The 25,973-nt window shown below is 54.4% G+C and carries 27 protein-coding genes and 1 tRNA gene; 15 read left to right on the top strand and 13 right to left on the bottom strand.

Features of this window, described 5'->3' with window-relative positions:
- The 3 genes from AACY09_RS11825 to AACY09_RS11835 are packed head-to-tail and all read left to right on the top strand — an operon-like array spanning position 1 to position 2,538.
- A complete protein-coding gene (locus AACY09_RS11825; protein ID WP_339488199.1) occupies positions 1-951 on the top strand; it encodes an alpha-E domain-containing protein in 951 nt (316 codons plus the stop codon).
- Complete coding sequence (locus AACY09_RS11830) at positions 948-1,745, top strand: transglutaminase family protein (protein WP_339488200.1); 798 nt, start codon at positions 948-950, stop codon at positions 1,743-1,745. The genes AACY09_RS11825 and AACY09_RS11830 overlap by 4 nt, the downstream gene beginning before the upstream one ends.
- Positions 1,746-1,803: 58 nt before the next feature.
- Positions 1,804-2,538 carry a peptidase gene (locus tag AACY09_RS11835; protein WP_339488201.1) on the top strand — a complete coding sequence of 245 codons (735 nt, stop codon included), beginning with the start codon at positions 1,804-1,806 and terminating at the stop codon, positions 2,536-2,538.
- A 36-nt stretch (positions 2,539-2,574) separates the two neighbouring features.
- Here AACY09_RS11835 and AACY09_RS11840 read toward each other — a convergent pair whose 3' ends face one another.
- Together AACY09_RS11840 and AACY09_RS11845 are read right to left on the bottom strand one after the other, a co-directional pair.
- Complete coding sequence (locus AACY09_RS11840) at positions 2,575-3,381, bottom strand: cytochrome c (protein WP_339488713.1); 807 nt, start codon at positions 3,379-3,381, stop codon at positions 2,575-2,577.
- Positions 3,382-3,383: 2 nt separating this feature from the next.
- A complete protein-coding gene (locus tag AACY09_RS11845; RefSeq protein ID WP_339488202.1) occupies positions 3,384-3,743 on the bottom strand; it encodes a rhodanese-like domain-containing protein in 360 nt (119 codons plus the stop codon).
- A gap of 748 nt (positions 3,744-4,491) precedes the next feature.
- On the opposite strand from AACY09_RS11845, the gene AACY09_RS11850 reads away from it, so the two are divergent.
- Together AACY09_RS11850 and AACY09_RS11855 are read left to right on the top strand one after the other, a co-directional pair.
- Positions 4,492-5,697 carry an acetyl-CoA C-acetyltransferase gene (locus AACY09_RS11850; protein ID WP_339488203.1) on the top strand — a complete coding sequence of 402 codons (1,206 nt, stop codon included), beginning with the start codon at positions 4,492-4,494 and terminating at the stop codon, positions 5,695-5,697.
- A gap of 62 nt (positions 5,698-5,759) precedes the next feature.
- Entirely contained in the window at positions 5,760-7,904 is a 2,145-nt protein-coding gene (locus AACY09_RS11855; RefSeq protein WP_339488204.1) for a 3-hydroxyacyl-CoA dehydrogenase NAD-binding domain-containing protein, read from the top strand.
- Between the two features lie 51 nt (positions 7,905-7,955).
- Here the strand turns inward: AACY09_RS11855 and AACY09_RS11860 are convergent, their stop codons facing one another.
- The 3 genes from AACY09_RS11860 to AACY09_RS11870 form a co-directional block, all read right to left on the bottom strand.
- On the bottom strand, positions 7,956-8,195 hold the full coding sequence (locus tag AACY09_RS11860; protein WP_339488205.1) for a hypothetical protein: 240 nt from the start codon (positions 8,193-8,195) through the stop codon (positions 7,956-7,958).
- A gap of 160 nt (positions 8,196-8,355) precedes the next feature.
- A complete protein-coding gene (ptrC, locus tag AACY09_RS11865; RefSeq protein WP_339488206.1) occupies positions 8,356-8,550 on the bottom strand; it encodes a type III secretion system co-regulatory protein PtrC in 195 nt (64 codons plus the stop codon).
- A 33-nt stretch (positions 8,551-8,583) separates the two neighbouring features.
- The gene (locus AACY09_RS11870) at positions 8,584-8,727 is read right to left on the bottom strand and encodes a hypothetical protein (RefSeq protein WP_339488207.1); all 144 of its coding nucleotides are present in this window, start codon (positions 8,725-8,727) and stop codon (positions 8,584-8,586) included.
- Between the two features lie 313 nt (positions 8,728-9,040).
- Between AACY09_RS11870 and AACY09_RS11875 the strand changes: the two genes are divergently transcribed.
- Positions 9,041-9,766, top strand: coding sequence for an amidotransferase (locus tag AACY09_RS11875; protein ID WP_339488208.1), 726 nt, complete (start codon positions 9,041-9,043; stop codon positions 9,764-9,766).
- Positions 9,767-9,953: 187 nt separating this feature from the next.
- Here the strand turns inward: AACY09_RS11875 and AACY09_RS11880 are convergent, their stop codons facing one another.
- The 4 genes from AACY09_RS11880 to AACY09_RS11895 form a co-directional block, all read right to left on the bottom strand.
- Positions 9,954-10,928 carry a magnesium and cobalt transport protein CorA gene (locus AACY09_RS11880; RefSeq protein WP_339488209.1) on the bottom strand — a complete coding sequence of 325 codons (975 nt, stop codon included), beginning with the start codon at positions 10,926-10,928 and terminating at the stop codon, positions 9,954-9,956.
- A gap of 139 nt (positions 10,929-11,067) precedes the next feature.
- The gene (locus tag AACY09_RS11885) at positions 11,068-11,790 is read right to left on the bottom strand and encodes a lysophospholipid acyltransferase family protein (protein WP_339488210.1); all 723 of its coding nucleotides are present in this window, start codon (positions 11,788-11,790) and stop codon (positions 11,068-11,070) included.
- A 233-nt stretch (positions 11,791-12,023) separates the two neighbouring features.
- A complete protein-coding gene (locus tag AACY09_RS11890) occupies positions 12,024-12,713 on the bottom strand; it encodes a crotonase/enoyl-CoA hydratase family protein (RefSeq protein WP_339488212.1) in 690 nt (229 codons plus the stop codon).
- A 96-nt stretch (positions 12,714-12,809) separates the two neighbouring features.
- Positions 12,810-13,259, bottom strand: coding sequence for a hypothetical protein (locus AACY09_RS11895; protein WP_339488213.1), 450 nt, complete (start codon positions 13,257-13,259; stop codon positions 12,810-12,812).
- Positions 13,260-13,476: 217 nt separating this feature from the next.
- Between AACY09_RS11895 and AACY09_RS11900 the strand changes: the two genes are divergently transcribed.
- Both AACY09_RS11900 and AACY09_RS11905 read left to right on the top strand, forming a co-directional pair.
- Positions 13,477-13,566: transfer RNA gene (locus AACY09_RS11900), tRNA-Ser, on the top strand.
- A gap of 188 nt (positions 13,567-13,754) precedes the next feature.
- A complete protein-coding gene (locus tag AACY09_RS11905) occupies positions 13,755-14,090 on the top strand; it encodes a hypothetical protein (RefSeq protein WP_339488215.1) in 336 nt (111 codons plus the stop codon).
- Between the two features lie 32 nt (positions 14,091-14,122).
- Here the strand turns inward: AACY09_RS11905 and AACY09_RS11910 are convergent, their stop codons facing one another.
- Positions 14,123-14,935, bottom strand: a complete 813-nt coding sequence (locus AACY09_RS11910) for a hypothetical protein (protein ID WP_339488218.1) — start codon at positions 14,933-14,935, stop codon at positions 14,123-14,125.
- A gap of 275 nt (positions 14,936-15,210) precedes the next feature.
- On the opposite strand from AACY09_RS11910, the gene leuC reads away from it, so the two are divergent.
- Both leuC and leuD read left to right on the top strand, forming a co-directional pair.
- On the top strand, positions 15,211-16,632 hold the full coding sequence (gene leuC, locus AACY09_RS11915) for a 3-isopropylmalate dehydratase large subunit (RefSeq protein WP_339488220.1): 1,422 nt from the start codon (positions 15,211-15,213) through the stop codon (positions 16,630-16,632).
- A gap of 1 nt (position 16,633) precedes the next feature.
- On the top strand, positions 16,634-17,242 hold the full coding sequence (gene leuD / locus AACY09_RS11920) for a 3-isopropylmalate dehydratase small subunit (RefSeq protein WP_339488221.1): 609 nt from the start codon (positions 16,634-16,636) through the stop codon (positions 17,240-17,242).
- 48 nt (positions 17,243-17,290) lie between these two features.
- Here the strand turns inward: leuD and AACY09_RS11925 are convergent, their stop codons facing one another.
- From AACY09_RS11925 to pobA, 3 genes are all read right to left on the bottom strand, one after another.
- Positions 17,291-18,214 carry a LysR substrate-binding domain-containing protein gene (locus AACY09_RS11925; protein ID WP_339488222.1) on the bottom strand — a complete coding sequence of 308 codons (924 nt, stop codon included), beginning with the start codon at positions 18,212-18,214 and terminating at the stop codon, positions 17,291-17,293.
- 60 nt (positions 18,215-18,274) lie between these two features.
- Entirely contained in the window at positions 18,275-19,165 is an 891-nt protein-coding gene (locus AACY09_RS11930) for an alpha/beta fold hydrolase (RefSeq protein WP_339488223.1), read from the bottom strand.
- Between the two features lie 218 nt (positions 19,166-19,383).
- On the bottom strand, positions 19,384-20,568 hold the full coding sequence (pobA, locus tag AACY09_RS11935; protein WP_339488224.1) for a 4-hydroxybenzoate 3-monooxygenase: 1,185 nt from the start codon (positions 20,566-20,568) through the stop codon (positions 19,384-19,386).
- Positions 20,569-20,697: 129 nt separating this feature from the next.
- On the opposite strand from pobA, the gene AACY09_RS11940 reads away from it, so the two are divergent.
- From AACY09_RS11940 to AACY09_RS11960, 5 genes are all read left to right on the top strand, one after another.
- Complete coding sequence (locus AACY09_RS11940; RefSeq protein WP_339488225.1) at positions 20,698-21,567, top strand: helix-turn-helix domain-containing protein; 870 nt, start codon at positions 20,698-20,700, stop codon at positions 21,565-21,567.
- A 12-nt stretch (positions 21,568-21,579) separates the two neighbouring features.
- The gene (pcaQ, locus tag AACY09_RS11945) at positions 21,580-22,512 is read left to right on the top strand and encodes a pca operon transcription factor PcaQ (protein ID WP_339488226.1); all 933 of its coding nucleotides are present in this window, start codon (positions 21,580-21,582) and stop codon (positions 22,510-22,512) included.
- Positions 22,513-22,735: 223 nt separating this feature from the next.
- A complete protein-coding gene (locus AACY09_RS11950) occupies positions 22,736-23,737 on the top strand; it encodes a tripartite tricarboxylate transporter substrate binding protein (RefSeq protein WP_339488227.1) in 1,002 nt (333 codons plus the stop codon).
- 61 nt (positions 23,738-23,798) lie between these two features.
- The gene (locus AACY09_RS11955) at positions 23,799-24,275 is read left to right on the top strand and encodes a tripartite tricarboxylate transporter TctB family protein (RefSeq protein WP_339488228.1); all 477 of its coding nucleotides are present in this window, start codon (positions 23,799-23,801) and stop codon (positions 24,273-24,275) included.
- Positions 24,276-24,290: 15 nt separating this feature from the next.
- A complete protein-coding gene (locus tag AACY09_RS11960) occupies positions 24,291-25,799 on the top strand; it encodes a tripartite tricarboxylate transporter permease (protein WP_339488230.1) in 1,509 nt (502 codons plus the stop codon).
- The last annotated feature ends 174 nt before the right edge of the window (positions 25,800-25,973 follow it).

Consider the following 25,973-nt stretch of genomic DNA (forward strand, 5'->3'; position numbering starts at 1 on the left):
ATGCTCAGTACGACTGCCTCCAACCTGTATTGGATGTCACGTTACCTGGAACGTGCCGAGAACCTCGCGCGTATGCTTGAAGTCAGCTATTCGCTGTCATTGATGCCACAAGATGACCACGGTAATGGCCTTGATGAATTAGCCATGCCGCTGATTATTACCGGAACCCTTGAAGAGTATCTGGAGCAGAACGGCGAAATGCACGCCGAGCGTATGCTCAACTTCTTTGGCCTGGACGCCAATAATCCAGCGAGTATTTATTGTTGCCTGCAAGCGGCCCGGGTGAACGCCCATGCGGTGCGTGGACGTATTACCGCGGACATGTGGGAGAACATCAACGCCAGTTGGCTGGAAATTCGTGACATTGCCCAGCAGGGTATTGGCCGCTACGGCATCAGCCATTTTTGTGAATGGGTCAAGGAACGCTCGCATTTATTCCGCGGCGCCACCTTTGGCACCATCATGCGGGGTGAAGCCTATCGGTTTATCCGCCTGGGTACGTTTATCGAGCGCGCTGACAACACCCTGCGCCTGCTCGACGCGCGTTATGAGTTGCTGGGTGAAGACATTGACGAGGTCGAAGGTCGCTCCGCGCGCAGCTATTATCAGTGGACGGCATTACTACGTGCACTGTCATCTTTCGAGGCGTTTGCCGAGATCTACCGTGGGTCACCGGGTGCGCGCAAAGTATCTGAATTGTTGCTGTTGCGCCCAGAAGTACCACGCTCACTGCGCTCGTGCACAGAAGAGCTGTATTCGATGCTGAGTAGTTTGCCCGGGGACAACGGTCGTCCGGCGCAACGTCTGGCAGCAGAGCTTGAAGCGCGCCTGCGCTACACAACCATTGATGAAGTGTTGGACGAAGGCCTGCACACTTGGCTGAATGATTTAATTCTGCTGATTCGTGAACTGGGCCAAGCCATTCATAGCTCTTACCTGGAGGTCGCATGAGACTGTCCATCAGCCACGACACCACCTATCAATACGATGAACAAGTTCGTTCCAGCATCCAGTACCTGCGCATTACACCGCAGCAAAGTGAACGACAGAAAGTACTTAATTGGGAATTGAATTTACCCCGTCCAGTGCGGGCACAGCGCGACCCTTACGGCAATATTCTGCACGTGCTGACCGTTGATGTGCCCCATGACAGCATCGTGATCGGTGCTCATGGCCAGGTTGATATCGACGAAACCAGTGAGTCGGTACACGAGCAGCAATCGGCTTTACCCTTCTTGCGCGTTACCCGTCTGACCGAGCCCAACCAAGAGTTGCGTGAGTTCGCCAAGGTGCAATGCAAAACACGGCGCGACCGCACCGCAATGATTGATCTGATGCAGGCATTAAACGCGCATATTCGCTACGAAAAAGGCACTACCACCACCGAGACCAGTGCCGCAGAGGCCTTCGCCGCTGGTGCCGGTGTTTGTCAGGATCATGCTCATGCATTCTTGGCCTGCGCGCGCAGCCTCGGGGTGCCGTCACGCTACGTTTCAGGGTATTTGTATACCGATGACAGCGATCACTTGGCCAGTCACGCTTGGGCGGAAGCGTGGCTGGATGGCGCCTGGTACAGCTTTGATATCACCAATAACCTGACGTTGCCAGAGCGACATTTGAAGCTTGCGGTGGGACTTGATTACCTGGACGCCTGCCCGGTACGCGGCATGCGCCGGGGTGGTGGAGGCGAGCAGATGCACGCATTTGTTGATGTTTCGCCAATGTTGATGGTGCAGGCTCAGTAAAGCGCAAATATATAAGGCCCGGCATGACTGGGCCTTATCAGTGTACTAAGGATTGGTTATGACTTATTGCGTCGGTATAAGTTTGGAGCAAGGTTTGGTGTTTGTGTCGGATTCACGCACCAACGCCGGTGTCGATCATATCGCCACATTTCGTAAGCTGCATGTATTTGGTGTGCCGGGTGAGCGAATCATCGTCTTGCAAACGGCAGGCAATTTAGCGACGTCACAGTCGGTGATCAGCCTGTTACAGCAGCGCCTCAACAGCGAATGCATTAACCTCAACAGCGTGATGAATCTGTATCAAGCGACTTCGCTGGTGAGTGAAACCATGCGCGAGGTAATGGCCCGTGATGGCAATGGGGTGATGATGCAAGGCGTTGACCTGAGCTGTTCGTTTATTGTCGGTGGTCAGGTCAATGGCGAGGCTCCGGGACTTTATAATATCTATCCGCAGGGCAACTTTATCGCCGCTACCGAAGACACCCCTTACTTTCAGATCGGTGAAAGCAAGTACGGCAAACCAATTCTGGATCGCTCGCTGGATAACAGTGCGAGTTTGCAGCACGCCTTGCTGACTGCATTGGTTTCATTCGACTCGACGATTCGCAGTAATCTTTCGGTTGGCATGCCACTGGATGTGCTGGTCTATAACGCGAACAGCCTGCAAGTGCCCAGCGGTTTTAGGGTCAATGAAGATGACATTTACTACCAAGGCATTCGCCAGCAGTGGGGAAAGGCGCTACAGCAACTATTGCTGGAGCTGCCACCACCACCTGAGCAATATCAACTCTAATCAGGCGGGTATGCGGCGGTTGCTGTATACCCCGAGTTACTGAGTTTTGCGGCCCGCCATATGGCTGAGATAAGCCAATAGCTGATTGAGTTCAGCGTCGCTGATACTGGCTTCGCTGAAGGCGGGCATCTTGCCCTGCGGCCAGTGACGCATGCTTTGTGGGTCACGAATATAACGGCTGAGAAATTCCGGTTTAAAGTATTCGGTTGGGTTGTGCGGCAGGTTCAAGTCCGGGCCAAACTGCGAGTCGCCAGCTTTATTCAAACGGTGACACGCCATGCAGTTTTTCTGAAACTGAGCAAAACCGCTGTTTACTTCCGCGCTTGCGTCGGCTGCTGGCAATAACGCCGGGAAGCGCTCTGCAACCGGAGGCAAGCGGCGCAAGGTCGCCAGCTGAAACGGCCATTGCTCTGGACCGATATTACCCGCCTTGGGGTTTTCCCAGACCAAGTAAAATGGACCCGCACTCTCGCCATTCTTGTTCAGCGCTGGCCAGGGTTGGTTGGGTTCTTCAATTGCCAGCCAAGCCCTGGCGCCTTTATTTTCTAGCAAGGAGGCAGCAGGCAGTTCAGCGGCGAAGCCATCCGCAGCAATTGCTTGAATATGCTCGTCGGGCTTAACCGATTTGAGCAGCACCGCCACAGGTATAGCTTTGTAACTCATGGCGCGTTTGTAACTGACATCCGCCGGGATCCTGATCTCGCGCATCTGTGGCAGTGCAAGCAGCTCAGCGGTAGACCAGCCTTTACTTTGCTCACCTAAGTCCACGCTCAGCTCGGCGGCCTGGGTGCTTGTATGGGTAAAAACAACAGAGAAAAGCGACGCGTATAACAGGCGGTGCAATTTCAATCGCTAGCCTCCAACGCCGACTTTAGCTCGTCATAGCCGCCCGCGTTGATGACGTGGCTGTAACCCAGTTTGGTCAGCTCGTCCTGAGCGATACCTGAACGCCGCCCGCTTTTGCAATACAGCACGATAGGCGCGTCTTTATCGGGTTGTAGCTGGCTGATTTTTGCTGCGAGGTCTTGGTACTCAACATGGGCGGCGCCTTGCAGCATCCCGCCTGTAACCTCTTCGTCGGTACGCACATCAATCAGCAGAGCGTCTTCTGTTTGGATCGCATCAATTGCGGTCAACTGATCCACATCGGCAGCCGAGACAGTGACGCTCAAGCACAGTGCAAGCAAACCCATTAATACGCGCATGATCGTCTCCTTTGACCATTACAGGTAGGGCAAACATAGCAGCAAAAAAGGATGTGTTGTAGGGCACAAGGCTGAATAGCCCATCAGGTCAACAGGTGCAGGAGTGGGTGAACGCTACCTGATGATGTGCGTCAAATTGGGAATGATCAGCACGACTGTAACGACGAATACAATCAGACTGGCTTGGCGGATTTTTGGCTGATTACGCATGGCAATTGCCTTTTATTGTTGGAATAACAAGCTGTAGCCTGAACGCGGCCGTTGGCTCTTCAGCTGAAGAAACGTCGCGCCCAAAGCGGTAACTGAAAATACGGTACCGCCACTGACTATTAAGCTTAAGCAAGATCGGCTTTGTGAGAAGTACTACGGTAATCCAGATATTTTATCTTAGGCTCAGATCACAAGTTTTTTAGATACCTTGGTTATAAAGCTGGTGGCTCTAACAACTTGTTGTAATACCCGTTCAAGGTTGTGTTAAAGCAACCCTTGGGCCAGAGGCATTCATAACAATCTTGCGGCAAAGTGCCATTATTTGACCGTTTGTCTGAGACTTGATACCGGTTGGCCAAGTCTGCCCTCTGCACTTGAGCAAAGTGGTCAATGGCGCTGAGCACATTGGTCATTGAGGCCAGCGCCTTGCCGCGTATTGTGGTCACCTAGGGACGCTGGCTGCGACAAATTCTCCCGAGCTAATTACAACAAGGCGCCTTGCGCTGTAAGCCACCTCCAAAGGAGGTTTGAGGACGTTATGACCGAAGCCTATATTTTTGATGCGGTGCGCACGCCCCGCGGTAAAGGTAAGAAAGACGGCGCGCTGTACAGCGTTAAGCCGGTCAACCTGATTGCGGGGCTGCTGGCCGCTCTGCAAACCCGCAATAACCTCGATACCAGCCATGTGGATGACATCGTTCTGGGCTGTGTAACCCCGGTGGGTGATCAGGGTGCAGATATCGCCAAAACCGCCGCCATGGTTGCCGATTGGGATGTCAGCGTCTCGGGGCTCCAGCTCAATCGGTTTTGCGCCTCGGGCCTGGAGGCGGTCAATCTGGGCGCCATGAAAATCCGTTCTGCTTTTGAGGATTTGGTCGTGGTGGGTGGTGTTGAATCGATGTCGCGCATTCCCATGGGCTCCGATGGTGGCGCCTGGGTGATGGACCCTGAAACCAACATGCACACCCACTTTACGCCACAAGGTATTGGCGCAGACTTGATCGCCACGCTCGAAGGTTTCAGTCGTGCAGATGTCGATGCCTACGCATTGCGCTCGCAACAAAAAGCGGCTCGGGCGAGCGCCGATGGTTCATTTAAAAAATCGCTGGTGCCGGTGGTTGATCAAAACGGCATTGTGTTGCTGGATCACGATGAGTTTATTCGCGGCGACTCAACGGTCGAAGGGCTGGCCAAGCTCAAGCCCAGTTTCGAAATGATGGGGCAGATGGGTTTTGACAGCACTGCGTTGCAGGTCTACAGCCATGTTGAGCGGATTAACCATGTGCATACACCGGGTAATAGCTCAGGCATCGTCGACGGCTCTGCTTTGATGCTAATTGGCTCTGAGGCCAAAGGCCGCGAGCTGGGGCTAAAACCCCGTGCACGTATCGTCGCCACGGCGGTAACCGGTACCGATCCGACCATCATGCTCACCGGCCCGGCGCCGGCAACGCGCAAGGCGCTGGCCAAGGCGGGTTTGAATGTCGATGACATCGACCTGTTCGAGGTCAATGAAGCCTTCGCCTCTGTGGTGATGAAGTTTATGAAGGACATGGGCGTCAGCGAAGACAAAGTAAACGTCAACGGTGGCTCCATCGCCATGGGCCATCCGCTGGGCGCGACCGGCTGCGCGATCCTCGGCACCTTGCTAGATGAGCTGGAACGCCGCGAGCTGCGCTACGGCTTGGCCACCTTGTGTGTCGGCGGCGGCATGGGTATCGCCACCATCATCGAACGAATCTAATCAGGGTTTGGCGCGCGCATGTCGCGCGCTGAGCCTCTCCCAACTGCAGGGATACGAACACCATGACCGATGCCATCCACTACCAGAAAGGACAGGACAATATCGTCGTCCTGACCATCGATATGCCAGGCCAGAGTGCCAATACCATGAACGCGGTTTACCGTGAAGCGATGGCGACCACGGTTGATCGACTTGAAGCTGAAAAAGACAGCATAGTCGGGGTGATTATTACCTCGGCCAAGAAAACCTTCTTTGCCGGCGGTGATTTAAACGAGCTGATCAAAGTCACCAAGGCCGATGCCAGTGATTTTTATCACATGGTCCTTGGCATCAAAGCGCAATTGCGTCGTCTTGAACTGCTCGGCAAGCCCGTGGTTGCGGCAATAAATGGAGCGGCACTTGGCGGTGGCTGGGAAATCTGCCTGGCCTGTCATCAGCGCATCGCGCTGGATAACAGCAGCGTGCAAATCGGCTTGCCGGAAGTCACCCTTGGCCTGCTGCCAGGGGGCGGCGGTGTGGTGCGTATGGTGCGTTTGCTTGGGCTTGAGAAGGCGTTGCCGTTTCTGGCGGAAGGCAAGAAGGTGCGCCCGGATGCGGCGCTTAAAGCCGGTCTGATCCACCAGCTTGCCACTGATAAAGACGACATGATGGCCAAAGCACGGGCCTGGATTAACCAGAACCCAGGCGCGAAGCAGCCGTGGGATACTCCGGGTTACAAGATACCTGGCGGCACGCCTGCAAGCCCGAATGTGGCGCAGATGCTGGCGATTGCGCCTTCTGTCTTGCGTGATAAAACCAGGGGCTGCTTTCCTGCACCTGAGAAAATCATGTGTGCCGCCGTCGAGGGCGCGCAGGTCGATTTCGACACCGCGCAGCTGATTGAAACCCGCTACTTCACCGAGCTGACGACCGGCCAGGTGGCCAAGAACATGATTGGCGCCTTCTGGTTTCAACTTAATGAAATCAACGCCGGTGGTTCGCGGCCGAAAGGGTTTGAGCCAAGCGTCACGCGTAAAGTCGGGGTGCTGGGTGCCGGCATGATGGGCGCAGGCATCGCTTATGTCTCTGCCGCAGCCGGCATCGAAGTGGTGCTCAAGGACATTTCGCTTGAAGCCGCAGAGAAGGGCAAAGCTTACTCCAGCAAGCTGCTCGATAAAAAAGTCGCACGCGGTCATATGACGGCCGAAAAACGTGATGGGTTTTTAGCCTTGATCACGCCCAGCGACAATGAGGCTGACTTCGCGGGCTGCGACTTGATTATTGAAGCGGTTTTTGAAGACCGCGAACTTAAAGCCAAGGTGACTGTGGCAGCCGAACGCCATGCACTCAGTGATGCAGTGATTGCGTCCAATACATCGACATTGCCGATTACGGGATTGGCAAAGGCTGTCGACAAGCAGGACAGGTTTATCGGCCTGCACTTTTTCAGCCCGGTCGATAAAATGCCCTTGGTTGAGATTATCCGTGGCGAGCACACCAGCGATGAAACGCTGGCCCGTGGCTTCGATTATGTGATGCAGATTAAAAAGACCCCGATAGTGGTCAATGACAGTCGTGGTTTCTTCACCTCAAGGGTGTTTGGCACCTTCACCAATGAAGGTATCGCCATGCTGGGCGAAGGCATTAGTGCGGCCCTGATTGAAAACGAGGCGCGAAAAGCCGGGATGCCGGTGGGGCCTTTGGCGATCAGTGATGAAGTCTCAATGAGCCTGATGAATCACGTGCGCCAACAAACCACTAAAGACCTCGCCGCAGAGGGCAAGCAATTGCTTGAACATAAGGCCTTTGCGGTTATCGACTTGATGCTCAACGAATACAAGCGCCCTGGCAAAGCTGCCGGTGGTGGTTTCTACGAGTATCCAGAAGGTGGCAAGAAATACCTTTGGCCTGAGCTGAAGACGCGCTTCGAACAGGCGTCTGCGCAAATTGCGCAACAGGACGTGCGTGACCGCATTCTGTTTATTCAGGCAATCGAGACGGTGCGTTGTCTGGAAGAGGGCGTTTTGACTTCGGTTGCCGATGCCAACATTGGTTCTATTTTCGGCATTGGCTTCGCGGCATGGACGGGTGGTGCGCTGCAGTTCATCAACCAATATGGTTTGCAGGATTTTGTGGCGCGCGCCGAGTATCTGGCCGAGCAGTATGGTGAACGTTTCAACCCACCTGCGTTGCTGCTGGATAAGGCCGCTAAGGGCGAAACCTTCTAAGTGGTGGACATAAAGACCGGCCGACAGCGGCCGGTTTTTTATGGTGTGAGCCTAGGCAAAGCTGCCCAGTTCAAACCGCTCTACAAATACGCAGTCGGCTTTGTTCGGTGGTGTGCTGGTCATCAGTTTAAGCTGCTGAGCAACCTGCAGATTACGGCCAATATTTGAATTGCACTCAATGGTTCGCGCCAATGCGCCTGCAGAACCGTGGTTGAGTCCGAGTAAGGACAGGCCGTTGGTCATGATTGCCAGCGCGGCGATGATCAGCAGGTTACGGTTTTTCAGTTTCATGATGCACTGGCCTAAAATTGAGCTGTAGCGGTCATTGATGCTTGCCGATTAACGGCTTAGCCATTAAAAATGTTGTCAGTCGAAAAGTGGCGCGTTGGTGGTCGCTAAAGGCCGGCTTTTCCCCAGCCCTGAACGAGCTCAGGGCTGGGGAAAAGCAGATTTAACAGCCGTATTGCTGGCACATCACCCGTTCGATGGCCTTGCGCTCATGAAGCTGCGTTGGCATGCGTAGCGTGGTCAATTTTCCGTCTGCCAATTGGATCGCCAGTTCTGACTCGTAGTGAATCCCGCGCTCATCAAGCGTGGCGTAGGTCACTGCGTATACATTTTGCTGGGTGATGGATTCGAGCGTCATAACCAGCTCCTAAATAGTAAGCCGTTGGGTGATTTACTTGCTTGAGGAGACCGAAGGTTTCTGCGCTTGGGTCACTGTGCTTTGGGGCTTATCAGATTGACGTTGGCTGTCTGCGTTTACCGTGCTGGTAAATGCTGAGGCAGCGATCAAGCTGGCGATTGCGGCGAAACTATTCATGCTGAGTTTCCTTCTGTCCGAGTGGGCGGCTGCCCGGTGGAGTGATAATCCGCCGCGCCCGGTATTAACAGAAGTGAATGGTCGTTATGGTAACTATCACGGCCACTGATAGATGAGCGTCGCTGTGTCTCGGCAGCGGTCAGATATGTCTAATCCTTAACGCCGGGCTCTTGCCATGTCACGTTTGGCAAGGCAGGCTACTGACGCTCGCAACTAGCATTCTCCATGACGGCCCTGTGCAGCCGTCTATCGACCTTGGACAGCTTTTTGCAGCTAAACGAATGACTATCACCCGTGGCTTAGGGACACTTCCATGCCGTTGCAAATTTGTATTCTTGAAACAGATGTACTTCGTCCCGAGCTGATCGATCAATATCAAGGCTATGGCAAGATGTTCGAGCGCCTGTTCGCGCGTCAGCCAATTGCCGCTGAGTTCACCGTCTACAACGTGATGGAAGGCCAGTACCCGGCAGACAGCGAGCAGTACGATGCTTATCTGGTAACCGGCAGTAAGGCGGATTCATTCGGCGAAGATGCTTGGATTCAGACACTCAAAACCTACTTGCTTGAGCGCTACACGCGCGGCGATAAATTGCTTGGTGTCTGTTTCGGCCACCAACTGCTGGCACTGTTATTGGGCGGTGAGGCCAAGCGCGCTGCTCAAGGTTGGGGCGTGGGGATTCATCGTTATGCCATGGCCAATAAAACGCAATGGATGACACCTGCGCTAGATGATCTGACTCTGCTGATCAGCCATCAGGACCAAGTCACCAAGCTGCCAGACAATGCGACTTTGTTGGCTTCAAGCGAGTTCTGCCCGATTGCAGCCTATTGCATCCAGGATCAGGTGCTGTGCTTTCAAGGGCATCCGGAGTTTATCCACGAGTATTCGAAGACCTTGCTCGATATTCGCCAACAGCACATTGGTGAGCAGAATTACCGCAAGGGCGTGGATAGCCTGAAGGATGACCATCAAGGCACCACGGTTGCCGAGTGGATGATGCGTTTTGTCGCCAACGGCCGTGCGGCTGAGGCCTGATTCACTAATATTACGGGTCGTTAATGGTGGTCGGCCTAGGGTGGTCATCGCAAAACCTGGCCACCATGGATTAGCGCCGAAATCCGCTGTTATCCATGACGAAAGGGTGGATGGGTGAAGCGACATTCACCCTACAGATTTTGCCTGCGTTGCATTGGAGCCGCGCGACACCCTTGGCGTTTTTGCGTTACAGCCAGCCGTGGTATTTGAAGCTGGCGTACAAGCCCACGCAGCCAGTCCCTATCAAACCCAGTACGCCAGCGTAACCGTATTGCCAGCTAAGCTCGGGCATATTGTGAAAATTCATCCCGTAGATGCCTGCGATGGCAGTAGGGAAGGCAAGAATGGCCGCCCAGGCAGCAAATTTACGCTGAGTGATGCTTTGCCGCGCGGAATCCATCAGCAGGCCGATCTCAATCGCGTGATCCGCCATTTCGCGCAGAGCGGTGAGGTCTTCCAGTAAGCGATTAACATGAATCGCCACATCCCTGAAGTAGGGACGCATCTGTTTATCGATAAAAGGGAAATCCAGGCGTTGCAGTTCTTGGCAGATTTCCGCCAGTGGGCTGATGTTGCGTCGTAGGCGCAGCAAGTCACGGCGCAGGCTCTGGATTTTGACAGCTTCGGCCATGGTAACGGCATCTCTGAGTACGGTTTGCTCGGTTTCTTCAAGGGTGCTGTTGTAGCTGTCCATGATTGGCCGGTAGTTCTCGGTGACGAAACTGAGCAAGGCGTAGAGAACAAAGTCCTCACCGTGCTCCAGTAACAATGGCCGTGCTTCGCAGCGCTGGCGAACGGTTGAGTAGGGTGCAGATTGGCCGTAACGGGCGCTGATCACATAGCCGGTGCCAGCAAATAGCTGGGTTTCGACAAACTCAAGCTGACCGTCCTTTAAAATCGGTGAGTACAGCACCATAAACAGCGCATCGCCAAAGGTTTCGAGCTTGGGCCGGGTATGGCCAAGGAGTGCGTCTTCAACCGCCAGTTCATGCAAGTTGTATTGCGCCTGAAGCTTGGTAAACACTTCCGGCTCTGGGTCTTTCAGGCCAATCCAGGCGAAGTGTCCGGGTTTGCCCACCCAGGTGATCTCGTCCTCCAAACTGATATCCCTGAGCTTTTTTCCTTGGCAGTACACGGCAGCAGCTACAACACTCTTATCCATTTCTGACTCGGCTTGTTCTTGGCAATAAGCGCTCAGCTTAGCCTGTGTCGCGCACTAAGTGCTGGATCACATCGTTTGCTGGCGCACAAAAAAGCCCGCACTCATTGCGAATGAGGCGGGCTGGATGAACTGTCAGGCTCTAAGCCCCGGACAGTTCTTTATTCATTGCCTCAATACAGGCCTGCATTTGTGTTTGGCAGGTCTCGATCAGCGCGGGCACGTCAGCGATAGTCAAACCAATGGTAGGAATTTCTGGCAGTGAGCGAATCATTATGGTGCCGCTGTTCCACTGGTTCACGCGCAGCCGGTTTGCGTAAGTGCTGGTGCATACCGGAATAATCGGCACGCCAGCCGCAATGGCCATCAAGAACGCTCCCTTTTTGAAGGGCAGCATTTGCGGGCCAGGATGGCGGGTGCCTTCAGGGAAGACCCAAATCGAGGTGTTCTTGTGCTTAAGGGTTTCGGTGGTTTTGAGCATCGCTTGCTTGGCACTGCGCGCATTGCCACGGTCGAGCAAAATGTTGCCAGCCAACCAATACAACTGGCCGAAAAATGGCACCCACTTCAGGCTTTTCTTGCCGAGGCTGACGGTGCGGTATGGCACTACACGGCCTAGCACATACAAATCGTAATTCGACTGGTGGTTGGCAATTACCACGCAGGACTTGGCGTGATCGCGTAGGCCTTCGGTTTGGGTTTTGACCTTCAGGTTCAAAATGCGCAAGGCGGGCAGCGCGTAGATACGTGCGCAAATTCGGCTGTTATCCGGATTGAAAGGGCGACAGATGCCAACCAACAAACCCAGCACGCCGGCGATAATAAAGTGCACGCCCATTAACGCCATGCGCAGAATAAAAAGCATTTAATACGCTCGTTTAACCTAAAAGGCGCGCAGTGTACGGCTGTAAACTGTTTTCGGCAATTGCCGGAGATCAGCAAGCTGTGTGTGAATATGATTGGCACAAAAAAGCCCGGAAAATCCGGGCTTTAGGATGACAATGCAGGGTGGATGCGGCTTCTCTCATCCACCCTATTTGCATGCAACAGGGGCCTGATTGAATGGAGAAGCTTCGCCTTATCGCATTCAGCGAGTGGTTAAAGGCTGAAGCTTTTATCCAGCTCGATCGCCTTGTCGAGTGTTTCAAGCAGCGCCTTACGCACCTTCAGTTTGGTGTTCTTGTGCGCCGTCATATTGATTTTCTTCAACTGCTGGGCAACCGCTTGCGCCGTGGCCATCAATTGCTCTGCGGGTACCACCTTATCAAGGAAACCGGCATCGACAGCGCTTTGTGGATCAAACATCTCGCCGCAGATCACCGAGCGATGGAAAGCTGACTTACGCAAGCGATCGCGGGCCAATTCGATGCCCACATGGTGCATGGTCATACCGATCTGAACTTCATTCAGGCCAATGCTGAATTTGCCTTCAGTTCCCAGGCGATAATCAGCCGACAGCAGAATAAATGCGCCTTTGGCAACGGCGTGACCAGGGCATGCGACCACAATCGGATAAGGAAACGACAGCATGCGCCGGGCCAGCGTTGAGCCTGCAGCAACCAGATCGATTGCGTTTTGCGGGCCAGAAGTCATGACTTTAAGATCGTACCCCCCGGAAAGAATGCCAGGCTGACCAGTGATGATAACCACCGCTTTATCCTGTTCGGCGCGGTCGAGCGCAGCATTAAAGGCAACAATTACATCCGGGGAGACAGCGTTAACCTTGCCATTGCTCAAGGTGAGCGTGGCGATGCCATCTTCTAATTGGTAGCTGATCAAGTCGCTCATGATTGAAATCCTTGTACTGGAGATGCGCTGACGTTACCCATCCCGCGCTCGCCGGTAAAGCGCTATAAGCGACTGATGAGTCACCCATATCACCCTTCAGATGGTTGCTAAACCTTGAGGTGCATGGCTTTCGTAACGCATACGCGTAAGCAGCAGGTACAGCGCTGCGCCGCTATAAATGGCTAATGTCAGCAAATAGCCGATGTAGATCAATGGACCGGTCCGATGCAGGGCGGTCGCTAAACCCACGCCTTGAGTTTCCACTACATGGCCAACAGTCCCCCAAAGCGCACCTGTGACCAAGCTGATCAGCAATGTGGGCAAGTAGGTGGAAAGAACAACCACCTGCGATCGTTCATGCGAAGCAGGGGCAATAAGCCATGCCGCAAGGTAAAGCAAGGATATCAGTAACGCGCTGGAGCACGCGCCGATATTCAGTGCCCAGTGGGCAAGCGGCCTATCGCCAAGGGTTGGCAGGGCCAGCAAGGTGAGCAGTAGCGCACAGGCACAGATAAATGAGATCAACCATAGGTTAAGCGAACGCATAACATTCCTTGTAGTGCATTAATAGCGGACCTGCATATTTATCATCAAGCGATAGGGCTTTGCATAGACATGCATCACAGCGCAGCTTAGTGGGCCGAAAGGGAATGAGCCGAGAGGGTCGGGTAAGCGCATGAAAATTCTGAAAAAACTTTTGCTTTTAAGGCTTTGTTCGGCTACATTAGCGCGCCTCGACAGACAGCAATGCCTGACGAGATCCGGTGAAGTGTCCGAGCGGTTGAAGGAGCACGCCTGGAAAGTGTGTATACGAGAAATCGTATCATGAGTTCGAATCTCATCTTCACCGCCACTTTCAAAAAAGCCCTGCAGATCAATGATCTGCGGGGCTTTTTGTTTTCTGTTTGTACGTGGCAATTGTAGGTAAAAATCAACACTCCCCTAGCGCTCCTAGCGCTCCACCTTTGCCGTTTTCAAATCCCATTTCTCACTATTCAAGCTATCGTAGACGTAATCCAGAAAACGAATAGGTTGAGTGATATGGACAATCTCATAAGCATCATTCTGCTCGTGCTCTCAGTGATTTGGAGTGCCATTGTGGCGATCTTTGGCTGGGGTTTAGACCACTTCTTCGAAATTGTGGTGCTACTCGGCGTGTTTATCTATCTGCCTAGCTGCATGCCGTCGCGGGGTGAAGATGATCAGCTCTACGCCGTGCTCGTGCGGCTTGAGGAAATCTCTGGGCGGTTGGACGAACTGAACAGCCACAATGATTCGATTAGTCGTGATGACTCTAGTTATCACGAAGAATACCAAAGCCGACTAGCAGATGAAGAGCCAAACCCCGGTAAGCCAGCTAAACCATACCCCTATTAGGGAGCGGACAGCCAAACTTGATTATCCACCCATCAATGGTCAGTACAGGGTATTTGGTGGTAGCGGTTTAAGGCTCTCCCGCAGTCCAATAATGCCGACAGAACGTTAACGGCGTCCCTGAGCACGTCCTCAGCCCAGCGGGTGGGGTACTCCTCAAGTTTTCCTGAATGACCTTCATACGTAAACTTTTCTACGCCCGCACCACTGCGGCCATCTTCAAATGAAAGCGACATATGGTGATCAATCAGTTGGTGGTGTTTATTGGTGTTCGTAAACGCCTTCAAATACTTGTATGCAGCCGCTGAGGTGGCCTCATTTAGCAAATCTTTTACCTCTCCTGCGGCCAGCCCTCTGCACGCTTTGTGAACGTCTAGCCGTCGGTCATACGGAGCAACCATCCCTAAGCCGTCCAGTAGTTGCCCGAACGTCTCATAGGCGTTGACCACTGTACTAATGCACCCAATTAAGTTTGCCTCACTCTGTAAATTTGCCGTATCCCACTTCTGTTGATCCCCGCCGCCCAGAGAGTGGTAAGCAACGACGAGGCCGCTGGGGTCGGCGTCCAAGAAATCCTTATAGGCATCTCGTGCTAAGAATGCGTGGTAATCAAACAGGTCTTTAGATCGGCCCAAGGAATTGACCTGCCTAATCAGATTCTTTGCCGTCTCAGGGTGGTCAACTGCAATGTGCTCCCGCAAAGCCTTGATATCCCATGGTCGCTTCAATGTGCTGCTCCAGTTTCTACGTTGCGTTGATAACCAAGAGTAGCGGATAGCCCCCTCAGCAATGAAAAAGGGGACTGATTTATTAATGAAAAAGGGGGCTGATTTATTTAAGCGAATCATTACCCGCTTTTGGCCGAGTTCTGCGGTGAAACCCAGGGGCTATGTCTCAGGGGACAGACCGCAGTTTTCTAGTTAAGAGGCGAATAGCCCGAGCTTCGATTCAGGATTTTTATAGGCCCCAGGCATGCTGACGGGGGACTGAAGTTATTACCATTATTCACGAATCGTGTATTCAAGCATTTCTTAATGGGTGTTGAGTTGCATATTGCGCTCAATATGATGGTTGGCATGCCGCGTAGCTGTGCTGCCTTCAATCTGCCCAAGCGAGAATTGCCATGAATGGCCCCAGAACCCTTTACCAAAAGCACATCGACTCTCATACGGTCTGCACCTTGGACGATCAAGGGCATGTGCTGCTTTACGTTGATCGGCAAGTCGCCAATGAGTACACCAGCCCGCAGGCGTTTAGCGGTTTGCGTGAGGCTGGTCGCAAGGTCCGGCGCCCAGGTGCAACCCTGGCGGTGGTTGACCACGTTAATCCGACCAGTCCTAAGCGTATTGCCGCGATGGCTGATGCGGGTGGCGCGTTACAGGTTTCCTATTTTCAGGAAAACTGCGATCACTTCGGCATTGAGCTGTTCAACGTGCTGGATAAGCGGCAGGGCATTGAGCATGTCGTCGCGCCCGAGCAAGGGTTTATCTTGCCGGGCATGGTGATCGCAGCTGGTGACAGCCACACCACGACCTACGGCGCACTGGGCGCCTTTGGTTTTGGCATTGGTACATCGGAAATCGAACACCTGCTGGCCACCCAGACGCTGGTCTACAAGCGCTTGAAAACCATGCGCGTAACAGTGCAGGGCGAGTTGGGCGCGGGTATGACTTCCAAGGACATTATCATGGCCTTGATCCGGCGCATTGGTGCCTCGGGCGCCACCGGGTTTGCCATCGAGTTTTCCGGGCCAGCGATTGATGCGCTGAGCGTTGAGGCCCGTATGACCATCTGTAATATGGCGGTTGAAGCGGGTGCGCGCGGCGCATTTATGGCGCCGGACGAGAAGGTTTATGCCTATCTGGCTGATAAATCGCGAGCGCCCAAGGGCGAACTTTGGACCCAAGCGCTCGCCAGCTGGCGGGAACTTTACACTGACGCAGATGCGCCGTTTGACCGTGAAGTGATGCTGGATGCCGGCGAGTTAGAACCTATGGTCACTTGGGGCACCAGCCCTGATCAAGCCGCTGCGATTGGCGATTGTGTGCCGGATCCGATGAATGAAAGCGACCTGATTCGCCGTCAGGATCTGCAGCGGGCACTTCGCTATATGGGGCTTGAGCCCGGGGCGCAGTTGAGCGATATCCAAATCAGCCACGCCTTTATCGGTTCCTGCACCAATGCTCGGATTGAAGATTTGCGTGACGCGGCGCGGGTGGTTCGCGGCCGTAAAGTCGCTAGCCATGTGCGCGCCATGATCGTGCCCGGTTCTACTCTGGTGCGTGATCAAGCTGAGGCAGAAGGTATTGCTCAAGTGTTTATCGATGCCGGTTTCGAATGGCGTCAGTCAGGCTGCTCGATGTGTTTGGCGATGAATGATGATGTACTGGCTGCTGGTGATCGGTGCGCATCGAGCACCAACCGTAACTTCGAGGGGCGCCAGGGTGCGGGCGCGCGCACCCACCTTATGAGTCCCGCGATGGTTGCTGCCGCGGCAATACGTGGGCGTCTTACCGATGTGCGCGCCATGGCTGAGGAGGCCTGATATGCAAGTGTTCAAGACTGTCAGTGGGGTTGCTGCGCCGATGCTCGCGGCCAATGTTGATACCGACGTGATCATGCCCAAGCAATTTCTCAAGGGCATCGACCGCAATGGTTTGGATCAGGGTGTGTTCTTTGACCTGCGGTTCTTGGCAAATGGTCAGCCAAACCCTGAGTTTGTGCTTAATCAGGCACCTTGGCTGGCGGCGAGATTTCTCATAGTAGGGCCGAACTTCGGCTGTGGCTCAAGCCGTGAACACGCGGTTTGGGGATTGAAACAGCTGGGCATTCGCGCCTTGATCGGTAGCAGTTTTGCCGGGATATTCTTTGATAATTGCCAGCGCAATGGCGTGCTGTTGATTCAGCTCAGCGAGACGCAGATTCAAACGCTGGGGCAGTTGGCGAGTGAGGCGCAAAGCGCGACGATCAGCATTGATCTTGAGCAGCAAAAAATCACCTTGCATGACGGGAGCAGTATGGCGTTTGAGATCGACACCTTGTGCAAACAGTCGCTTATGTTGGGTCTGGATGCGATTGGCAGCACGCTGCAGCGCAGCGAGCAGATAAGTGCCTTCGAGGCCGAGCATCTGCAGGCTAATCCCTGGCTGGCGTAAACCAAGTTTGATCATGCGTGTGGCCCACTTGAGTAGCCGCACGCATTTTCAGAGGGACAACGCTTTGAAGTGCTCACTCAGAAATTCAACGCAGACCCGCAGCTTGGCTGAGTTGGATAGGCGGGTGGGGTAGAGCGCCCAAACATTCGCGCTCTGGCTGTACTCAGGAAGTACCTGCAACAGTTCTCCGGTCTCCAACAGCGGTTTCACATCCCACAGTGATCGCAACAGGATGCCTCTGTCTTTAAGTGCCCATTGCAAGACGATCTCGCCATTGTTCGATGATAACGGCCCACTGATGCGCACGGAATGTTGTTTGCCTGCGTTATCCAGATCCCAGACCCCAAACACGTTTTTGCCTTCTTTGATCACCAGGCAGTCGTGGTGCTGCAAGTCATCCAGAGTCGCCGGTACACCCCGTCGCTCAAGGTACGCGGGCGTGGCGCAGAGTATTCGTTTGTTACTGACCAGGCGCTTGCAGATGTGTTGCCCGGGGAGGTCGTCACCCACGCGGATTTCCAGGTCAAAGCCTTCGCCGACCAGATCTATAACACGGTCAAAAACCTCTAGGCGGATTTCCAGTTCGGGATAATGTTCGGCCAGATCAGAAATGGCAGGCGCTACATGATTGCGGCCAAAGCCAAATGAGCTGCTGATATGCAGCAGGCCTCTTGGTGTATGCCGAGCCTCGGACAGCTCATCAAACAGATCATCAAGATCACCGAGGATGCGCACTGCCCAGCGCTGAGCGCGTTCACCATCCTCGGTTAAGGCGATACGCCGCGTGGTGCGATGCAACAAACGGGCTTTAAGCGCAGTTTCCAGCACTTGGATTCGTTTGCTGACATAAGCAGGGGAAGCGCCCAGTTCGTCGGCTGCACCGGCGAAACTCTGTTTGCGGATGACCGTGAGGAAAACCCTGAGGTCTTCCGGCAGCGGTAATTGCTCACGAACTGTGTTGACAGGCTCCATAAATCACCTTGTATTCCACGATAGGTGAAATATAGCATGGCGCGTCGATAGGCTTTTAGGTCATCGCTGCGATTCACTCGTCAAGAAGGCCATCACCTCTGCCAGCAGTAAATCCGGGGCTTCTTCGGGGATGTAATGGCCACAAGGTAACGCCTTGCCCTGCACATGAGTTGCAACTAGGCGCCACTCACGCAAAGGATCGAAACAGCGTCCGACCACGCCTTCTGCACCCCATAACACCAGTAAAGGGGTCGCAATCTGCAGGCCCGCATTGCGGTCTTGCTGGTCATGTTGCAAGTCGATGTCGGCACTGGCGCGGTAATCTTCGCACATCGCGTGGGCGGTACCTGGCAGTTGCAAACAGCGTAGGTATTCGGCGAAGGCTTGATCGGTGAAAGGTTGCATCCCTGCACTTCTGGTACCCATTACGCTGCGCAGATAGAACTCCGGATCAGACTCCAGCAGGCGCTCAGGGAAAGGCGCAGGGCGAATCAGAAAGAACCAGTGCCAGTAGGCTCGGGCAAATGCCTCGGTGGTTTGTGAGTACATGGCCAGCGTTGGCGCGATATCAAGCATGATCAGCCGGCGCACCGCTGCGCCATGGTCAGCGACCATACGGTGTGCCACGCGGGCGCCACGGTCGTGGGCAAGTACATCGAAGGTCTCGAAGCCCAGCGCCCGCATAAGCTCGACGTTATCCTGAGCCATGGCGCGTTTTGAGTAAGTCAGGTGATTGGCGTCAGTACTTGGCTTGCTGCTGTCACCGTAGCCGCGCAGGTCGGCTGCGATTACGGTGAAGTGTTGGGCGAGTTGTTCAGCAATCTTGTGCCATATCACGTGGGTTTGAGGATGACCGTGGAGCAGCAGAAGGCCCGGCCCGCTTCCGCCGATGCGGTAACTAATACTGACTCCGTTCACATCACACTGGCGCTTGTTGAACTCAGCGAACATAGCGAATTTTTCCTAATGACTTGTGCCAGACATACTAGGCCGAAGCCACGCACCCGCAAGCCCGAAAGCGTGATCAGATTATTTATGAATCGTGGACAACCGGCCAGCTCTCGCGTGCATTAGGCGGCCGCAATAGCGCAATTGCGCTGTGAGACACTCGCGGGCTTTGCACGTTAACTCGGCGCAACCCCGCACAGGCTCTGTTAGTGGGTGAGGCTTTATTCAATGGCCTCGTAAGGCAGGCCGACATAGTTTTCAGCGATGGTGGTGCGCCCGGCTTCAGAGCCGACAAAGTAGTCCAGCTCGGTTTGTTGCATGCGCTGGCTAAAGGGGTCAGTGTCGGGAAACTTGTGCAGCATCGAGGTCATCCACCATGAAAAGCGTTCGGCTTTCCATACCCGTTTAAGGCATGCCTCGGAATAACGTTCGAGCAGATCGGTGCGGCCTTCGCCATAGACTTTGAGCAGTATGCGGTAAAGCGTATTGACATCGCTGGCGGCCAGATTCAGACCTTTTGCGCCCGTCGGCGGGACGATATGCGCAGCGTCGCCAAGCAAAAACAGGTGACCGTATTGCATGGGCTCAACCACAAAGCTGCGCAGCGGCGCGATAGATTTTTCGATTGAAGGGCCGGTGACTAAACGCGCTGCAGTGTCAGCCGGCAGGCGGCTTTTAAGCTCATCCCAGAAGCGTTGATCAGACCAGTCTTCGACCTTCTCCTCACTGGCAACCTGCACGTAATAACGGGTGCGAGTGGCGGAGCGCATGCTGCACAAGGCAAAACCGCGTTCGTGATTGGCGTAGATCAGCTCTTCGTTGACGGGGGGCGTATCAGCAAGTACACCGAGCCAGCCGAATGGATAAACCCGTTCGAACTCTTTGAGTACGCCTTCAGGAATAGAGCGTCTGGATACACCATGAAAACCGTCGCAACCGGCGATATGGTCGCAGTCCAGACGTACCGTTTCACCCTTGAGGGTAAAGGTTACATAGGGCTTTTTGCCCTTTAGCTCGTGTAACTGGGCGTCTTTGACGTCATAGAAGGTCTTGGCACCGCTGGTTTTGCGGGCGTCCATCAAGTCACGGGTGACCTCGGTTTGGCCGTAGATCATCACGGTTTTGCCGCCGGTTAATTGCTTGAGGTCGATGCGCTCGCGACGTCCGCTGAAGGCCAGTTCGAAACCGTCGTGGGGCAGGCCTTCGCTGTCCATGCGCTGGCTAACGCCGGCTTCGCGCAAGAGGTCAACCATGCCTTGTTCAAGCACGCCTGCTCGAATTCTGCCCATCACGTAATCCGGGGTTTGGCGCTCGATAATAATGTTATCGATGCCGGCCTTGTGCAGCAGTTGACCGAGCAGCAGTCCAGACGGACCTGCACCAATAATGGCGACTTGAGTCTTCATTGTTATTGTCCTTTGCGGGCCGGTTAGTCGGCTCGATGTGGCTGAAGTCGCTGTATTTTTGGTGGATTGCTCAGGCTTTTGAAGGCACTATCCAATTACTTTTATGGACTTTTCGAGGGTCATCAGTTCATGAGCAGGCTGCCCGTTAAGAGCGTTCCGGTGTTTAAGCTCTACGGTGAAACGGCTGCTTGGCCGACACCGGATCTGATTCATTGCGAGTCCATTCCAGCCCGCAGTCGCCTGCATGATTGGCAGATAAAGCCCCATCGCCATGGGGATCTGGTGCAGTTGCTCTATGTGCAGGCGGGGCAAGCTGAGCTTGAGGTTGAGGGCCAGATCAACTGCGTAAGGCAGGCATCGTTACAAGTGGTGCCAGCGTTTAGTGTGCATGGATTTGGCTTTTCCGAGGATATTCAAGGCTACATATTGAGTCTCGCCCAACCCTTGGTTGATACCCTGAGTGCCGCAGTGGATGGCACGCCATTGGCCACGGCTGCCTGCTATTCACTGGACTCGCAGGAAGGCTATATAAAGACGTTGTTTGACTCGATAGTTGAGGAGTACAGCGAGCAGGGGCTGGGACGGGAGTTGATGCTGCAGTCTTTGGTCAGTGCCTTGTTAGTCTGGGTCGCTCGGCGTTCACAGGCGCTCGACTGCACCGAGGCCAAGGCACCGGATCGCGCGCGTGATCATTTGCAACGCTTTACCTCCCTGCTGGAGATGCATTATCGCGAGCACCGCCCGATTGATTTTTACGCCAGTGAGCTGAGCCTCAGCGCCGCGCACCTCAATGCTTTGTGTCGACGGCTGGCCGGGCAATCGGCGTTACAGCTGATTAATCAGCGGCTCTTGCTCGAGGCCAAGCGCAGCCTGGTATATACCGCGATGACGGTGAATCAGGTTTCCGATAGTCTGGGCTTTTCCGAGCCCGCTTATTTCTCCCGCTTCTTCAAGCGATGCAGCGGGGTTACCCCCAAAGCCTTTCGTTTGCAGCGTTGAATGTGATCCCACATGAACATCGATAATCGCATCAAGTTTCGTCATCTGCTGTGCTTTCTGGAAGTGGCGCGCCAAGGCAGTTTGGCCCGGGCTGCCGGAGAGCTTGCAATCAGTCAGCCAGCAGTATCCAAGACCCTCAAGGAGCTTGAGGACATTCTGCATAGCCGCTTGTTTGAGCGCAGCAAGCAAGGGGTTACGCCGACCGCTGCCGGGCTGGCTTTTTTGCGCTATGCCGGGCCTAGCGTGCAGGCGCTGCGCGAAGGCGTGCGCAGCTTGCACAGCGGTGAGCACGAGGCGGGCACGGTGCGGCTCGGGGTTTTATCGACGGTAGAAAGCTCGTTGCTGCCGGATGTTGTCAGGCGTTTGCATGAGCAACATGCGGCCCTGGTTATCAGCGTCGAGACAGGACCCAGCGCTTTTTTATTGGACCAACTGCGCGTTGGCGGGTTGGATCTGGTGGTGGGACGGATGACCGACAGCCCGCAGATTGCCGGGCTGACATTTGAGCACCTGTACAGCGAATCGATGGTGTTGGTGGTGAGTCCCGGCCATCCCTTGCTGCAGGTTAATCTCAATGATCGCAGCCGCCTTGGCGACTACCCGGTGGTGCTGCCGCTGGCAGGCACCACGATTCGTCGCTACGCCGACAGTCTGTATGTGCAGTGCGGCATCCACCTGCCGCAACAGCGCCTGGAAACCCTCTCTGTTGCATTAAGTCGGCGCTATGTTGAGGCCAGTAATGCGATATGGGTCGCCCCCCACGATGCTGTACGTCAAGAGATTGCTCGCGGTGAGTTGTCTGAACTCGATATTGGTTTGCATGAGCCAGGTGGTTCGGTTGGGATATGCAGCAATCCCTCAACGCCGCTATCGCTGGCTGCCCAGTGGTGCTGTGATGCCTTGCGAGCGAGTGCTATCGGGTACCTTGAGCAGTACGAAGCCTGATTTAGGCAGCGCTAGACGCATGGGCGGATACCGGTAGCAAAACCTGTTTCGTGCGGTTATCGGACATTGAAGTGCTTGGGTATTTGACGGGCCAAGGCCATAGCCATAAATTGTACTAACTGGTTAATTTCAATCTTGAAGATTGTTACCGGATTGTCACGGGCGACCCATCGGAGTCAAACGGGCAGAGCACAACAACCATAAAAAGCTCAGAGGATTTACCATGTTCAAGCATCTTGTCGCAGGTGTTCTGCTTTCTTCTACCTGCCTATTGGCCGCGTTGCCGGCCCATGCCGATTATCCCGAACGTAATATTCAAGCCGTTGTACCCTGGAGCCCGGGTGGTGCCACCGACAACGTCGCACGCAGTTTGGCCGCACTGGTCGAAAAAGAGCTAGGGCAAAGCCTGATAATTTCTAATCGCCCAGGCGGAACCGGTGTGATTGGAACGAGCTTTGTCATGAAGCAACGTCCTGATGGTTACACCTTGCTGATTGGCGCTGAAAACCCGCAGTTGTATCCACTGCTTGGCCTTGCCAACTTCGATTACAGCGGACTCGATCTGATTAGCCTGATCGGACAGAACATGGCGGTAATCGCCACGCCACCGGACAGCCCATGGAACAGCATGGAGGAGTTATTGGCTGACGCCAAAGCTCACCCGGGAACCTTGCGTATGGGCAGTACTGGTGCCGGTGGTTTGCCTAGCAGCGTGCATGCAATGATCAGTTCTATTCAGCCGCTGGATGTGCGTGAAGTGACCTTCGCTGGCGACGGACCAGGTGTTGCTGCGTTGCTGGGTAAGCACATCGATTTCATGCCACTGAGTATGGCCGCTGCGCGTGAGCAAATAGCCGCTGGCAAGCTCAAAGGTCTGGCGGTGGTTGGGACTGAGGAACTGGACACTCTGCCGGGCGTGCCACCCATCACTAAGGCATTGCCGGAAATTGCCTCTTACCTGCCTTGGGGTCCATTTTGGGGTGTTTGGGTGCGTAAAGGCACGCCAGAGCCAATCAAGCAGAAGCTGACCGATGCCTTCACCAAGACGCTCGCCACGCCCGAAGCACAGACCTTTATCAAGAACTTTGGTGCGACGCCGCTGAACCTCAGTGGTGCTGAAGCCAAAACCTATCTTGACCGCTGGCAGTCAGTGACCACTTGGTCAATGTACAAGGCTGGTGCAGTTAAGGTGTCGCCTGAATCGCTGGGCATTCCTAAGCCCTGATCATCGCTTTGCTGGGCGTACGGAATAGGCACGCCGGCCTATTCCGTACCGGAGGTCTGTTATGAACGTTGAATCAAAGAATCCGCTGCAACCGCTTGAGCGGATGTTCTATTGGTTGCTGCTGATTTTTAGTGTTGCGGTTATTTATCAAGCTTTCAGCATTGCTGGGTTTGAGATCGCCAACTCTTCGGGCTCATTGCCAATGGGCGCGGGCTTGGCATTGGGGATTTCATCGCTGGTCATCTTGATTGGCTCTTATCGCCGTCAGCCACCACAGTTAAGCGGCTTGCTGGAGCAAATCCGGGCATTTCGCCGGGTTAATCTGCCAGCCGACGTGCTGGTGTTCTCGGCGCTGTGCATTGTCTATGTGGTCGCCATGTATTACCTGGGATTTTACCCATGCACCTTGGTCTTTCTGGCGTGCAGCATGATTTATCTGATGCGGGGCAGGGTGCTTTATGCGCTGTTGATTGCAGGCGGTTCGCTGCTGTTCATCTATGCGCTTTTTTCTCTGGTTTTCCATGTTTACCTGCCCTGAGTCGAGCGTGCCGAAATGACTGATATGTTTTCATTCTTGACCATGGCCTGGGTTGATCCCCAGTTGCTAATGCTCACCGCGCTGGGCACTTTCGCCGGTATCTACATCGGCGCTATGCCTGGGCTGTCTGTAACCATGGCAGTGTCGTTGCTGGTTTCATTCACCTTCTCTTGGGAGGTCAATGATGCCTTGGCGTTGATCGTCGGCATTTTTGTCGGCGGTGTGTACGGTGGTTCACGGGCGTCTATTTTGCTCAATATGCCGGGTACGCCGGCAGCGGTTGCGACCTCCTTTGATGGTTATCCGTTGGCCAAACTCGGTGAAGCAGGGCGGGCCATTGGACTGACAACTGTCATGTCGGTTATCGGTGGTTTGATCAGCGTTCTGGTGCTGGCGCTACTGGCCCCGTATCTCTCAGAATTTGCCTTGGAGTTCGCCCCGCGCGATTATTTTTTGATTGCCATGCTGGGTTTGTTGCTGGTTGGCAGTCTGGCTACCGATTCCTTGGCCAAAGGTGTATTTGCTGCCGCACTTGGGGTGCTTATCAGTATGGTCGGCATGGACCCGGTGACCGCGCAAGGCCGCTTTACCATGGGCAATATGGACCTATTGGGCGGCATTAATTATGTCGCGGTCATGATCGGTCTGTTTGGTGTGTCTGAGGCGCTGTATCAACTGCATAACCTGAAGCAGGTGCCGGTTCGGCAGGATGTCAGCAAGATCGTCCCGCCGCTGCGTTTGGTGCTGAAGTATTTGCCTCTGTCGATTCGTACATCATTGATCGGCGTGTTGGTGGGAGCATTGCCGGGTGCGGGCGGAGATATCGCTGCGCTCTTTGCTTACGATCACGCTAAACGCACAGTGAAAAACCCGTCACGACCATTCGGGCAGGGCGCCTACGAAGGCTTGGTCGCGCCGGAAACCGCTAACAGTGCCGCGGTGGGCGGCGCTTATATGCCGATGCTGACCTTGGGTATGCCAGGCGATGCGGTCACCGCGGTGATCCTCGGCGCATTGGTGATTCACGGGATCAATCCGGGGCCACTGATGATGGTGGAAAACCCTCATATTTTCTGGTTCACCGTGGGCAATCTTGCCTTGGCGAATATCTTTCTGCTGGTATTCGGGTTGATGGGCATCAAGCTGTTTGCCAAAGTGGTCGAATTACCCAAATCGATTTTGGTGCCGGTGATTCTGGTGCTCTGCGTGGTCGGTACATACTCGATTAACAGCAACATGAGCGATGTGACCTGGATGCTTAGCTTTGGCTTTGCAGGCTACCTGTTGAAGCTCTTCGGCTTCCAGATGGGGCCGATCATCCTTGGCGTCATCCTTGGGCCGCTGATGGATACGTCCTACCGTCAGGCCATGTCTTCAGTCGGTGATAGCCCCGTCGCGCTGCTGCAAGAGTTGGTTAGCAACCCATTATCGGCGGTGTTGTGTTCAGTGCTGATTCTTCTGCTACTAAGCCGTGCGCCTGGGGTCAAGCGTCTGTTTAAACGCAACACTGAGGCCACCGCATAACAGGCTTGGTTGTGACCTGAAAACCGGGACCTAACGCCCGGTTTTTTATGAGTGCCGTTGCCCGCAATGGCAGATTCGTAGGGTGTGTCAACGCCAAGCTTGGCCACCGTGACCGGCGCAAATAATCCTAATGTTCAAGCCCGAAATAGTGGCCGATAAGAGCGTCGACCTCTG

The sequence above is a fragment of the Pseudomonas sp. EL_65y_Pfl2_R95 genome (assembly GCF_963971045.1).
Lineage (GTDB): Bacteria > Pseudomonadota > Gammaproteobacteria > Pseudomonadales > Pseudomonadaceae > Aquipseudomonas.